We start from the raw sequence: 14090 nt of genomic DNA, 5'->3' as shown, positions 1-14090 counted from the left end.
TCTAGCAGCTATATACCCTACACAAGCTATTTCAGCAATAATTAATCCAAAAAATAAAATTTTATTTCCTAAAATTAAATTGATTAACTGAGGTGTTGAAGCTACCCAATATGCAATGATTCCTGTAAGTATTAAAGCTCCAGACATCCAAGTATAAACTCTTGACATGAAGTTTGCTTGTTCTACTTGAATTTGTTCTTGTGATAATTGATGTGTATTCATCTTAATTTTTTGTAAATTAAACATTAAATCTAAAATGCATCACATCGCCATCTTTTACAATATATTCTTTTCCTTCAACTCTCATTTTTCCAGCTTCTTTTACTTTAGCTTCGCTTCCATATTTCACAAAATCATCATACGCAATCACTTCAGCTCTAATAAATCCTTTTTCAAAATCGGTATGAATAACTCCTGCTGCTTGTGGTGCAGAATCTCCAATATTAATGGTCCAAGCTCGTACTTCTTTTACTCCTGCAGTGAAATATGTTTGTTGCTTTAATAATTTATAGGCTGCTCTAATTAAAACTGAAGCTCCAGGTTCATGTAAACCTAAATCTTCCAAAAATAATTGGCGTTCTTCAAAAGTTTCTAACTCTGTAATATCTGCCTCAGTACCTACTGCTAAAATAATGACCTCTGCATTTTCATCTTTTACAGCTTCTTTTATAAGATTTACATATTCATTTCCATCAACAGCTGAGTTTTCATCAACATTACAAACATACAATACAGGCTTGTCTGTAATAAATTTTATAGGAGTTACAAATTCTTCACGCTCTTTTTCAGTTAACTCAATTGCTCTAACTGAAATTGCAGCTTCTAAACCTTTTTTAACTTTTTCTAAAACCTCCTGCTCTCTTTGAGCGTCTTTATTACCTGTTCTTGCCGTTTTTTTTACTTTATCTAATTTCTTATCAAGTGATTCTAAATCTTTTAACTGCAATTCAATATCAATGGTTTCTTTATCTCTAACAGGATCAATTGTAGTATCAACATGAATAATATTATCATTGTCAAAACAGCGAATTACATGGATAATAGCATCGGTTTCACGAATATTAGCTAAAAACTGATTTCCTAAACCTTCACCTTTACTTGCTCCACGCACTAAACCTGCAATATCAACAATATCAACAGTTGCAGTTTGCACTCGCACAGGTTTTACCAATTCTTCTAATTTTGTTAACCTGCTATCTGGTACATTTACCACACCTATATTAGGTTCAATAGTACAAAAAGGAAAGTTTGCACTTTGCGCCTTTGCATTTGATAAACAATTAAATAAAGTTGATTTTCCTACGTTTGGTAATCCTACAATTCCTGCCTTCATAATTAAAATTTTTTGCGGTGCAAATATAGTATTTCATATGGTATAATAGCAATATTATATCCTATAATTAACCTATTCCTTATTAAAGAAATAAGAACTGCTAATTTCTTAATAAATTTCATATTTGCTTTCTAATTATTCAAACTAAAGATGAAAAAATTAAACATTATATTACTATTTCTATTATTCTTTACAACTTTCACATTCTCACAACAAACAGTTGAAGGAATTATTTCCGATTCTTCTGGAGAAACTTTAGCGGGAGCAAGCATCAATGAAAAAGGTACATTAAACGGTACTGTTGCAGATTTTAATGGAAATTATAAGATTACCGCTAAAACGGGAGCTACACTTGTTTTTAGCTATGTTGGCTACCAAACCAAAGAAATTTTAATTTCAACTCCTATTTTAAATGTTACTTTAGAAAGTGGAGAGCAATTAAATGAAGTACAAATAGTGGGTTCTAGAAGTACAAAAAGAACAGTTATTGATTCTGCTATACCTGTTGATGTTATTGATGTTGCTGAGCTTGCAACTAAAAATGGTAATGTAGAAATTAATCAATTACTACAATATGGAGCTCCATCTTTTGATGCTTCAAAGCAATCAGGTTCAGATGGTGCGACCATATTGTACCTGCATCATTAAGAGGTTTAGGCCCTGACCAAACATTGGTTTTAATCAATGGAAAAAGAAGACACCAATCAACTTTAGTGAATATTTTTGGAACTATGAGGTAGAGGGAATTCAGGAACTGATTTAAATGCAATTCCAGTTTCAGCCATAAAAAGAATTGAAGTTTTAAGAGATGGTGCTTCTGCTCAATATGGTTCTGATGCCATTGCGGGAGTTATTAACATTGTTTTAAAAGATAATACTGATGGAATTACTGGAGGTATTAGCTATGGCGCATACAGCACAAAAATTGGAGGTGATTATGCTTAGAAAATTTTTGATACTCAAGATGGATGGGATCCTGAACTTTTTAATGTTGAAGGGAAAAACAGATTAGATGGCAAAGATAAAAGTTTTGATGGCAGAACTACAAAATTAGACTTAAACTATGGTGTTATAGTAGGTGAAAAAGGGTATGTAAATCTAACCACTGAACTTTTATCAAAAGAAAAAACATTACGCCCAAGTTTTGATTGGAAAAAAGGATATGGTGGTGCAAGTGTAGATGGTTTTAATAAATAATTTAAATTAAAAGAGGAGCTCAAATTAGCTCCTCTTTCTTTTAGACAATAATCAAGAATCCTATTTCACGACTTATTGTTTTATTAAGTTTTACAATCTCTTACGCCATATAAATTTCTAATTTCCTAGAATAATCATAAACAGAAAATAATTGAATCTTAATAAAACTCATACATTTCTTTATTTAAACAAATTTACAATATTATTTATTTTATCTTCATCTACATTCATTAATTCTCCCATTCCTAGTTTGGTTACATTTTGTATTGATTTCTGTGCAGTAAAATGAATATTATTGATACCTGAATTGGCAATTTTTTTTACATTTGAAGCATTGATTCCACTTCCTGCCATAATTTGAATTTGCTTTCCATAATTAGTTTGCAACTCCGTTATAACATCTAATCCTTTTTCTGCAGTTGATTGCAAACCTGAAGTTAATAACCGATCAAATTGCATTTCTATTAATTGTTCTATGGCTAATTTATAATTTGACACAAAATCAAAAGCCCTATGAAATGTAACTTCCAACCCTAATGATTTAGATAATGTGACTAATTCTTCATTAAATTTTGATATTTCATTAGTTGAATTTAAAATACCAAAAACAACTCCTTTCGCACCTGCTTCTTTAGCTGATTTTATATCAATTTTCATTAATTCTACATCCTTTTCTGAATAGCAAAATCCACCTTCATTATGCCGTATCATTACATGAACTTCAATGGTTGAATTTTGAACACATTGCTGAATTAATCCAAAGTTAGGTGTTAAACCACCAACTGATAATGCTGTGCATAACTCTATTCGTTTGGCTCCGAATTTTTCAGCAGCTTTAGCCCCTGCTACTGAATTAGTACAAATTTCAAAATTCATTAGCTTACCATTAATTTCTGAGTTTTAATCTTTGCATAAAAACCTTTTTTTAGCCAATAATTGTTCTTCTGTTTCTTCATTTTCTTCATCAGGCACACAACAATCTACCGGGCAAACTGCAGCACATTGAGGTTCATTAAAAAACCCTTTACACTCTGTACATTTATCTGCAACAATGTAATATACCTCATCATTCTTTGGTTCTTGTAATTCCTCAGCATTATATTTACTACCATTTGGTAAAATTATAGTTCCTGAAAGTTTATTTCCATCAGAGAATTTCCAATCTTCAGCAGCTTCATAAATTGCATTATTAGGACATTCGGGTTCACAAGCACCACAATTTATACATTCATCGGTTATTTTTATTGCCATACTATTATTTAGATTATTTTTGCAAATATAAAATTAAAATTAAAATGAATTTAGAGCAACGTATTGAAGTTTTTGCAAAACTTGGTGAATTTTTAAAACAATTTAGTACTCTTAAAATTGAAAAAGTTAACGATTCTGAATTCAATACCTTATTTTTTGATGCTTTTGAAATGCAAATTAACAGAGCACACGAATTTAACGGCTGGTTTAACAAACCCAATGTTTTAAAAGCCTTTGAAAGCTGGAGCAAAGCACTGTCTCTTGAAAATTTAAAAAAATGGACTTCAAATTATACTTTTAATGAAGCTATAACACCTAAAAATGTAGCCATCATTATGGCTGGAAATATTCCACTTGTTGGATTTCATGATTTTTTATCGGTTTTAATAAGTGGTCATCATGTAATTGCAAAACAATCTTCAAACGATAAACATTTTTTACCTTTAATTGCTAAATTTTTAGAATATTACAATCCTGAATTCAAAGAAAAAATAACTTTTACAGAAGGAAAATTAACTGATTTTGATGCTGTTATTGCAACAGGCAGCAATAACACTGCACGTTATTTTGAGCATTATTTTGGGAAGTATCCAAACATTATTAGAAATAACAGAAATTCTATAGCCATTTTAACAGGAAAAGAAACTCAAGAAGAACTGGAAGGTTTAGGCGAAGATATTTTTCAATATTTTGGTTTAGGATGCAGAAGTGTTTCAAAAATTTATGTGCCAAAAGATTATAATTTTGAATTACTTTTTAATGCATTGTATAAATTTAATGACATTATAAACTATAAAAAGTACGAAAACAACTACGATTATAATAAGGCTGTTTACTTAATGAGCTTGTTTAAATTACAAGAAAATGGTTTTATCATGTTAAAAGAAGATGAAAGTTTTGCTTCACCTATTGCAACATTATTCTATGAATATTATGATTCTTTCAAAAATTTAACAGAAAGATTAGCAACTGAAAAAGACAAGATTCAATGTATTGCATGTAATGAAAATAACGTGAATTTTGTGAAATTAGGGCAAACTCAACACCCAGAATTATGGGACTATGCCGATGGCATTGACACTCTGGAGTTTTTGTTAAATATATAACACATTTTTACATTTAAAATAGGTGCCTTAACTCTTTTTTTACGAAATTTGCGTAAGAATCTAATTCCTATTTTAAAAAAAATGAAAAAACATAATTTTAGTGCAGGTCCGTGTATTTTACCTCAAGAAGTTTTAAAAAAATCAGCTGAAGCCATTATTGATTTCAACGGCTTAGGTTTATCATTAATTGAAGTGTCGCACAGAGGTAAAGACTTTGTTGACGTCATGGAAAAAACACGTAATTTAGTAAAAGAATTACTAAACCTACCAGAAGGATATTCAGTATTATTTTTACAAGGTGGTGCAAGCCTTGAATTTTTAATGACTCCTTATAATCTTTTAAAAGAAGGAGGAAAAGCAGCATACTTAGACACTGGCGTTTGGGCTGCTAAAGCAATAAAAGAAGCTAAGTTATTAGGTGATATTGAAGTAATTGCTTCATCTAAAGATAAAGTTTACAACTATATTCCTAAAAATTACACAGTTCCTACTGATGTTGATTATGTACATTGTACTTCAAATAACACCATTTATGGAACGCAAATAAAAGAATTCCCAAAAACTGATAGCTTGTTGGTTTGTGATATGAGTTCTGATATTTTTTCTCGAGTGTTAGATTTTTCTAAATTCGATTTAATTTATGCTGGTGCTCAAAAAAATATGGGCCCTGCAGGTACAACTTTAGTAGTTATTAAAGATGAAATTTTAGGCAAAACTGGCCGTACTATTCCAGCAATGTTAGATTATCAATCACATATAAAAGCAGATAGTATGTTTAATACGCCTGCAGTATTTCCTGTATACGTTTCTATGTTAACTTTAGAATGGATGAAAAGTTTAGGTGGAATTGCAGCCATTGAAAAATTTAATGAAGCAAAAGCAGCTATTTTATATGCTGAAATTGACAGAAATCCTTTCTTTAAAGGATTTGCTGAAGTTGAAGATCGTTCATTAATGAATGTTACTTTTAACCTAACCAATGAAGATAATAAAGATGCATTTGACAACCTTTGGAATGCCGTTGGTATCAGTGGAATAAAAGGACATCGTTCTGTAGGTGGTTACAGAGCAAGCATATACAATGCAATGCCAATTGAAAGCGTACAAGTGTTAGTTGATGCTATGCAAGAACTAGAAAATCAATTATCATAACTAAAAAATAAGTAAAAATGAAAGTATTAGCAAATGACGGATTAGCCAAAAGTGGTATCGCTGCTTTAGGTTTAAATGGATTTGAAGTTGATTTAACAACTGTTGCCCAAGATCAATTAGTAGATTATATAAATAAAAACAATATTGTTGTATTGCTTGTTAGAAGTGCTACAAAAGTTAGAAAAGATATTATTGACAATTGTCCTTCTTTAAAAATTATTGGACGTGGTGGTGTTGGAATGGACAATATTGATGTTGAATATGCACGTGAAAAAGGATTAAAAGTAATAAATACACCTGCAGCCTCCTCTCATTCGGTTGGCGAATTGGTTTTTGCACATCTTTTCGGATTGGCACGCTTTTTACACGAATCTAATAGAAATATGCCATTGGAAGGTGATACTAAATTTGGAACTTTTAAAAAGAATTATGCAAAAGGTATTGAATTAAGAGGTAAAACATTAGGTGTTTTAGGTTTTGGAAGAATTGGACAAGCAACTGCAAAAATTGCATTAGGATTAGGAATGAAAGTTATAGCTTTTGACCCTTTTATTGATGCTGTAAATTTAGAAGTTGAGTTTTTTGATGGTCAAGCATTATTCTTCAATGTGAAAACTATTTCAAAAGAAGAAGTTTTAAAACAAGCTGATTTCATAACATTACATGTTCCTGCACAAAAAGAATATGTAATCTCAACTAAAGAATTTGAAATTATGAAAGACGGTGCTTTTATTGTAAATGCTGCTCGTGGCGGTGTTATTAATGAAGTTGCTTTGGTTAAAGCAATTGAAGATGGAAAAATTGCAGGTGCTGCATTAGATGTTTTTGAAAAAGAACCAACACCAGAAATTCAATTATTAATGAATCCTGCTTTATCATTAACTCCTCACATTGGGGCTGCAACTGCTGAAGCTCAAGATAGAATTGGAACAGAATTAGCACAACAAATTGTTGAGATTTTAAAATAGTTTTGTTTTAAATATATTTTAAAAAAGACTGTTAAATTAACAGTCTTTTTTGATTTTAAAAAAACCAAAAAGTGTAACTTTGAAATTCAAAAATATTGAATAATAAATTTAAATCATATGGCAATAATAAAACCATTTAAAGGACTTCGTCCACCAACAAATATTGTAGAAGAAGTAGCTTGTTTACCTTACGATGTTATGAATTCTGAAGAAGCTGCAAAAATGGCTGAAGGCAAAAAAGCATCTTTATTACGCATAACACGTGCGGAAATTGAATTTGATAATACTACAGATTCTCACGATGAAAAAGTGTATTTACATGCAAGATCTAACTTTGATGCTTTTCAAGAAAAAGGCTATTTAATACAAGATAGCGAAGCTAAATATTACATTTACGCACAAACAATGAACAACAAAACTCAATATGGAATTGTTGGTGCAGCTTCTTGTCAAGATTATGTAGACGGAATCATAAAAAAACATGAATTAACACGTCCAGATAAAGAAGAAGATCGTAAAGTACTATCTAGAATTCTTGAAGCGAACATTGAACCTGTATTCTTTACGTACAGAGCAGTACCTGAAATTGATGAAATTGTTTCAAACATTACAACAAACAATGCTCCTGAATATGATTTTACTGCTGAAGATGGTTTTGGACATCATTTTTGGGTGATTAATGATGCATCCATTAACAAAAAAATAGAACAACTTTTTAAAGAAAAAGTTCCTTTTACGTATGTTGCAGATGGTCATCATAGAACTGCAGCCGCAGCTGGAATGAGTGAAGAATTCAGTAAGAAAAACCCAAATCATACTGGTAATGAAGATTATAATTTCTTTATGGCGGTGCATTTTCCAGACAATCAACTTCAAATTATTGATTATAACCGTGTTGTAAAAGATTTAAACGGATTAAGCGCGGAAGAATTTATAGCTAAAGTTGGAGAAAATTTTATAATTAATGAAATTAGTGAAGCTATTGTAAAACCCTCAAAATTACATGATTTCTCTATGTTTGTGGATGGAAAATGGGTTGGTTTAACAGCTAAAGAAGGTACTTTTAATGATAACGATCCAATAGGAAGTTTAGATGTAAGTGTTTTATCAAAATATATTTTAGAACCAATTTTAAATATAAAAGATTTAAGAACAGATACTCGTATTGAGTTTGTTGGAGGTATTAGAGGTTTAGGTGAATTAAGTAAACGTGTTGACAACGGTGAAATGGCAGTTGCTTTTGCATTGTTCCCAGTTAGCATGAATCAATTAATGAACATTGCTGACACTGGAAATATTATGCCTCCTAAAGTAACTTGGTTTGAGCCAAAATTACGTTCAGGTTTAGTCATCAATAAAATAAATTAATTTTAGTGAGCATAAAAAACAATATACATTCAATTCTAAACTCAATTCCTAAGAGTGTTACATTAGTAGCTGTTTCAAAAACGAAGCCTTCTTCTGCTATTTTAGAAGCCTACAATGCCGGTCAAAAGGTTTTTGGGGAAAATAAAATTCAGGAAATGGCCCTTAAGTATGAGGAGCTTCCTAAAGATATTGAATGGCATATGATTGGCCATTTACAAAGTAATAAAGTGAAGTACATGGCACATTTTGTGCATTTAATTCACGGTGTAGATAGCTTTAAAACTTTAATTGAAATAAACAAACAAGCCCTAAAACACCATAGGGTTATTGATTGTTTATTTCAATTAAAAATAGCAAAAGAAGATACAAAGTTTGGCTTGTCAAAATCTGATGTAGAAGCTATAATAGCTTCTGAAGAATTTAAAGCTTTAAAAAATATAAATATCAAAGGTTTCATGGGAATGGCAACATTTACAGAAGAGGAATCAATTATAAGAGCCGAATTTAAAACACTTAAAAATAATTATACTATATTTCAAAAAACTAACGCATTCAATTTTAATCCAACAATTCTATCTATGGGAATGAGTGGCGACTATAAAATTGCCATTGAAGAAGGAAGCACCATGATTAGAGTTGGAAGTTTAATTTTTGGAGAAAGAAACTATCTGTAATTTGTACGCAATTTTAGACATAGAAACCACAGGAGGTAAATTCAATGAAGAAGGAATTACTGAAATTGCCATCTATAAATTTGATGGTCATCAAATAATAGATCAATTTATTAGTTTGGTAAATCCTGAAATAGACATACAACCTTTTGTTGTTAATTTAACAGGTATTAATAATGGAATGCTTAGAAATGCTCCTAAGTTTCATGAAGTTGCAAAACGTATTGTTGAAATCACTGAGGGTTGTGTTATAGTTGCTCACAATGCTCATTTTGACAACAGAATTTTAACCACTGAATTTAGAAGATTAGGCTATGTATTTGAACGAAAAACATTATGTACTGTTGAATTGAGTAAAAAATTAATTCCTGACTTAGAATCCTACAAATTAGGAAGACTCTGTAGTTCTTTGGGAATTCCCGTTTCTAGTCGTCATAGAGCCGATGGTGATGCCATTGCAACAGTTCAATTATTTAAATTACTACTAAACAAAGATGCAGGTAAAGAAATTGTAAAACAAGCTATAAAAATAGAAAACACGAAGACTTTAGCGCCTAAATTACTTTCAATTTTAGATGACTTACCTTCCAATACCGGATTGTTTTATATACACAACAATACAAGTACTATCCTATACATTGGGGTAGGAAAAAACATTAAAAAAACAGTAAATCAGTTATTTTTAAGAACTACAAAAAGGGCTAAGATTCTTCAAAACAGTGTTGTTTCAATTTCGTATGAAGAAACAGGCAACCAACTTATTTCTCAACTTAAATATACCCAAGAAGTTATTTTAAACAAGCCACAATATAATTTTAAACTAAATTCTAGAGCCGTTGAAATTGAATTTAGCAATGAAAATCTATTGATTATTGACAGAGGAAGAACATTAGGTGAAAAATCTGTTATATTAATTGAAAATAATGAATTTAAAGGTTTTTGCTATACTGATTTAAGTTACCAAATAAGCAATATTGAAATACTTAGAACTTTAATTTCTCCTATGGAAAATTCCATTTACAACAGAGAAATTATAAAAAAATACTTACAAAAATATACCGTTGAAAAATTAGTTCGGTTTTAATAAAAATTAAATTGCTATGAAAAAAATTACTTTATTATTATTTTTACTGTTTACTATTGTCTCATTTTCACAAAATAGTGCAGACTATGTTTTTGGGGAAATCAGTTATGACGAACTAAATTTAAAAAAATATGATTTAGATACAACAGCCAATGCTATTTTTTTATTGGATATAGGCTCCACCGAATTTTTGACTAAATTAGATGAAATTGCAAGAGAAAAGCAACGTGTTGTAAGTACCAAATTCTATAAAAAAATAAAATTTTTCAACAGCGAAGAATTTGAAAACCAGGGTACCATTAAAATTAGGTTATACAATAATACGCTTGAAAAAGATGCTGTAATTGATATCAAAGCTGTTACTCATAATAATTTTGAAAAAACGTATTTAGATGAAGAGAATATTTATGAGGAAAGACTAAATGATAACTGGAGAGAAGTTAAATTTACAATGCCTAATTTAAAAGAAGGAAGTATTGTTGAAGTTGAATACACTATAGAATCTCCTTTTACATTTCGCTTACCAAGTTGGATATTTCAAACAGATATTCCTGTAAAATTTAGCCAATATACCGCTTCTATCCCTGGAAATTATGTGTTTAACAGAAAGTTAAATGGTATTTTAAAATTAAAAACAAATTCTTCAGTAATTAAAAATAATTGTTTCATAATATCCCATTTTGAAAGAGCTGCCAGTTGTGAAGTTATAACGTATGCCATGGAAAATATTCCTGCTTTCAAAGAAGAAAAAGAATTTATGACCTCTCGACATAATTTCATATCAAAAATAAAATTTGAGTTAGCTGAATATCAACGAATTAATGGAACCAAAGTAAATCACACCACAACTTGGGAAGCTGTAGATAAAAATTTTAAAACGGATAAAGATATTGGTGGTCAATTAAAACAAACTAAACTTTTACACGAAATTGTACCTATTGAAATTAATTCATTACCCACAGATTTAGAAAAAGCTACTGCAATTTTTAGCTTTATACAAAGCTATTTTACTTGGAATGAGAAATATGGAGTGTTCTCTGAAATTAATATTAAAAATGCATTAGAAAATAAAACAGGTAATGTTGGTGAAATTAATATTTCATTAATTAACGCACTTAAATCTGCTGGTTTAAAAGCTGAGCTCGTACTTATTTCAACACGTGAAAATGGGTTTCCTACCAAACTTCACCCTGTAAGATCCGATTTTAACTATATGCTTGCAAGAGTAACTATTAATAATAAATCCTATTTATTAGACGCTACAAATAAACTTACGCCTTTTGGTTTATTGCCCTACAAATGTTTAAATGGCTATGGAAGGGTTATGGATTTCGAAAATAGCAGTTATTGGATAGACATTATTCCTGAAAATAATTCTAAAAATCAAATTTCAGTGAGTTTAAAACTTCATGAAGATGGAACTTTTCATGGAAAACTTAGGAAAGTAAATTTTGGATATGAAGCACTTTTAAGAAGAACAACAATTCAAAATAAAAGTGATGAAGCCATTATTTCTGAATTTGAAAATAATTTTAATAATTTGGACGTAATTGACTATAAAATTGAAAATAAATTAGACATTAACCAGCCGCTAATTGAAACCTTTGAAATTTCAATAGACAATTCAACGAATACATCAGGTAATTATTTCAACCCATTCTTTGCTGAACAGTTTAAAGAAAATCCTTTTATACAAGAAAACCGCTTATATCCAGTAGATTTTGGTTACACAAGAAAGTATATTCTTAATTTCTCTTTAGAAATACCTGAAAGTTATTCCATAGAATCTTTTCCTGATGAAAAATCGATAGCATTACCTGAAAATGGTGGAAATTTTAGTTTGTCGTTAAACAAAAACTCCAACACTAAAATTACACTAAACAGTTCTATAAAAATAAACAAACCTGTTTTCTATAATTCTGAATATCAACTATTAAAAGAATTATTTAAACAAATTATCAGTTCTCAAAAAACACCAATTGTACTTAAAAAAAATTAAGTATTGCTCTCTAAAAAATAGTAGGCTTCTAATTAAAATAAAAGATTTATTTTAGTAATTCGTTTTAGTACAAACTTATTTTGAAACAACAGGTAAAAAAAACACATTGGAAATCTAAACTTCATGATATTATTTATGAAGCCGACACTCCTGCAGGAAAATGGTTTGACATTATTTTAATACTTGTAATTATAGTAAGTATTATATTAGTAATGTTGGAAAGTGTTGAAGGTTTCGATAACAAATACCACAACTTACTAAACATTTCTGAATGGATTATTACTATTTTGTTTTCCCTAGAATATATTGCTCGTATTATAAGCATAAAAAAACCATCAAACTATGTCTTCAGTTTTTATGGAATTATAGATTTTTTGGCAACGATTCCAATGTATTTATCCCTATTTTTTATAGGAACACAAGCATTAATTGCATTGCGTGCATTACGATTGCTTAGAGTATTTAGAATTTTAAAATTAACACGGTATTTAGGTGCTTCTGTAAATTTAATCTCAGCCTTAAAAGCAAGTAGGATTAAAATCTCCGTATTTTTATTTAGTGTATTGGTGATCACCATTATTTTAGGAACCGTCATGTATCTAATAGAAGGACCACAAAATGGTTTTACAAGTATTCCTCACAGTATGTATTGGGCAATTGTTACACTAACTACTGTGGGCTATGGAGATTTGGCTCCTCATACACCTTTTGGCCAATTTATTGCTAGTTTGGTTATGATTTTAGGGTATGGAATTATTGCAGTACCTACTGGAATAGTAACTTCTGAAATGACAAAACAAGACACTAAAATTCACAGCAATACACAATCTTGCTCCAATTGTTCATTTGATAAACATATGGACAATGCCGCATTTTGTCATAAATGTGGTGAAAAATTAAATCATGAATAAGTATTTAATTACAGTAATTGGTGCTACAGCCATTGGAAAAACAGCTTTAAGTATAAAATTAGCACAGCATTTTAACACCGAAATTATTTCTTGTGACTCTCGTCAATTTTACAAAGAAATGAAAATTGGTACTGCCGTACCTTCTAAAGAAGAATTAGCTGCTGCAAAGCATCACTTTATTCAAAACAGAAGCATTTTTGAAGATTATAGTGTTGGGCACTTTGAAAGAGATGCTCTCCAAAAATTAGAAGAATTATTTGCTAAAAGTAACACCGCAATTATGGTTGGCGGAAGTGGTTTATACACCAATGCCGTGCTAGATGGATTGGATTATTTTCCTGAAGTAGATCCTGAAATTAGAACACAATTAAATCAACAAATAGAAAATGGAGAATTAGAAAATCTTCAAAATAAACTAAAGGAATTAGATTTAGAGTCTTACAATTCAATAGAAATTGAAAATCCGCATCGCTTAATTAGAGCCTTAGAAATTTGCATTGGTACTGGAAAAACATATTCAGAATATAAAAATAAACCAAAAGCATTAAGAAACTTCACCCCTATTAAAATTGGTTTAACTGCTGATAGAGAACTCATGTACCAGCGCATTAACTATCGTGTTGATATCATGATAAAAGAAGGTTTGTTGGAAGAAGCCAAAAAATTATACGAACATAAAAATTTAAACGCCTTACAAACAGTTGGCTACAGAGAATTGTTTCATTATTTTGAAGGAAATTGCACCTTAGAATTCGCCATTGAAGAAATTAAAAAGAATACGCGAAGATTTGCAAAACGACAAGTAACTTGGAATAAAAAAGATACTTCAATTCACTGGTTTAATTTTGAAACTGATACTTCTGAGATCATAAAAAAAATTGAAAATCTCATGTATCCTACGTAAAACTAAATTCAACTGTTTTTTACTATTTATTGCTTCATATCACGCAAATAACTTATTTGTAATCAATTCATTATTAAACTATTACAACAAACTAAAAAGTATCAGCATACTTTCGTAAAAGTATCAGCATGCTTTTGTAAAAGTAT

At 30.0% G+C, this 14090-nt stretch carries 14 protein-coding genes and 1 pseudogene; 11 read left to right on the top strand and 4 right to left on the bottom strand.

Translation table 11 applies throughout. The annotated features are described in order from the left end of the window. Together ABY863_RS09690 and ychF are read right to left on the bottom strand one after the other, a co-directional pair. The coding region (locus tag ABY863_RS09690) for a Bax inhibitor-1 family protein (RefSeq protein ID WP_372794272.1) at positions 1-222 on the bottom strand (222 nt) is incomplete at its 3' end. 16 nt (positions 223-238) lie between these two features. After that, positions 239-1333, bottom strand: a complete 1095-nt coding sequence (gene ychF, locus ABY863_RS09685) for a redox-regulated ATPase YchF (protein WP_372794270.1) — start codon at positions 1331-1333, stop codon at positions 239-241. A gap of 150 nt (positions 1334-1483) precedes the next feature. On the opposite strand from ychF, the gene ABY863_RS09680 reads away from it, so the two are divergent. Both ABY863_RS09680 and ABY863_RS09675 read left to right on the top strand, forming a co-directional pair. After that, complete coding sequence (locus tag ABY863_RS09680; RefSeq protein WP_372794268.1) at positions 1484-1981, top strand: carboxypeptidase-like regulatory domain-containing protein; 498 nt, start codon at positions 1484-1486, stop codon at positions 1979-1981. 105 nt (positions 1982-2086) lie between these two features. Beyond that, a pseudogene (locus tag ABY863_RS09675) lies at positions 2087-2278 on the top strand (TonB-dependent receptor plug domain-containing protein); the annotation flags it as partial. Between the two features lie 432 nt (positions 2279-2710). On the opposite strand, the gene ABY863_RS09670 reads toward ABY863_RS09675, so the two are convergent. Then, positions 2711-3406: a copper homeostasis protein CutC gene (locus tag ABY863_RS09670; RefSeq protein WP_372794266.1), complete on the bottom strand. Its 696-nt coding sequence runs from the start codon at positions 3404-3406 to the stop codon at positions 2711-2713. 24 nt (positions 3407-3430) lie between these two features. After that, positions 3431-3781, bottom strand: coding sequence for a 4Fe-4S dicluster domain-containing protein (locus ABY863_RS09665; protein ID WP_372794264.1), 351 nt, complete (start codon positions 3779-3781; stop codon positions 3431-3433). A gap of 44 nt (positions 3782-3825) precedes the next feature. Between ABY863_RS09665 and ABY863_RS09660 the strand changes: the two genes are divergently transcribed. The 9 genes from ABY863_RS09660 to miaA all read left to right on the top strand — a co-directional run bounded on the left by ABY863_RS09660 (position 3826) and on the right by miaA (position 13944). After that, positions 3826-4887 carry an acyl-CoA reductase gene (locus ABY863_RS09660; RefSeq protein ID WP_372794262.1) on the top strand — a complete coding sequence of 354 codons (1062 nt, stop codon included), beginning with the start codon at positions 3826-3828 and terminating at the stop codon, positions 4885-4887. Positions 4888-4968: 81 nt separating this feature from the next. Then, complete coding sequence (gene serC, locus ABY863_RS09655; protein WP_372794260.1) at positions 4969-6039, top strand: 3-phosphoserine/phosphohydroxythreonine transaminase; 1071 nt, start codon at positions 4969-4971, stop codon at positions 6037-6039. A 17-nt stretch (positions 6040-6056) separates the two neighbouring features. Next, positions 6057-7007, top strand: a complete 951-nt coding sequence (locus tag ABY863_RS09650; protein ID WP_372794258.1) for a D-2-hydroxyacid dehydrogenase — start codon at positions 6057-6059, stop codon at positions 7005-7007. A gap of 117 nt (positions 7008-7124) precedes the next feature. After that, positions 7125-8375, top strand: a complete 1251-nt coding sequence (locus tag ABY863_RS09645; RefSeq protein ID WP_372794256.1) for a DUF1015 domain-containing protein — start codon at positions 7125-7127, stop codon at positions 8373-8375. Positions 8376-8380: 5 nt separating this feature from the next. Continuing rightward, the gene (locus tag ABY863_RS09640; RefSeq protein ID WP_372794254.1) at positions 8381-9049 is read left to right on the top strand and encodes a YggS family pyridoxal phosphate-dependent enzyme; all 669 of its coding nucleotides are present in this window, start codon (positions 8381-8383) and stop codon (positions 9047-9049) included. A gap of 1 nt (position 9050) precedes the next feature. Continuing rightward, positions 9051-10130, top strand: coding sequence for an exonuclease domain-containing protein (locus ABY863_RS09635; RefSeq protein WP_372794274.1), 1080 nt, complete (start codon positions 9051-9053; stop codon positions 10128-10130). Positions 10131-10146: 16 nt separating this feature from the next. Beyond that, positions 10147-12129, top strand: coding sequence for a hypothetical protein (locus ABY863_RS09630; RefSeq protein ID WP_372794251.1), 1983 nt, complete (start codon positions 10147-10149; stop codon positions 12127-12129). A gap of 80 nt (positions 12130-12209) precedes the next feature. After that, positions 12210-13040, top strand: coding sequence for an ion transporter (locus ABY863_RS09625; protein ID WP_372794249.1), 831 nt, complete (start codon positions 12210-12212; stop codon positions 13038-13040). Then, entirely contained in the window at positions 13033-13944 is a 912-nt protein-coding gene (gene miaA / locus ABY863_RS09620) for a tRNA (adenosine(37)-N6)-dimethylallyltransferase MiaA (RefSeq protein WP_372794247.1), read from the top strand. Before ABY863_RS09625 ends, miaA begins: the two co-directional genes overlap by 8 nt. The last annotated feature ends 146 nt before the right edge of the window (positions 13945-14090 follow it).

The sequence above is a fragment of the Lutibacter sp. genome (genome assembly GCF_041562875.1).
In the GTDB taxonomy this organism is placed as follows: domain Bacteria; phylum Bacteroidota; class Bacteroidia; order Flavobacteriales; family Flavobacteriaceae; genus Lutibacter.
Note: the sequence above shows the minus strand (reverse complement) of the source record. Positions and strands in the feature narration are given on the sequence as shown.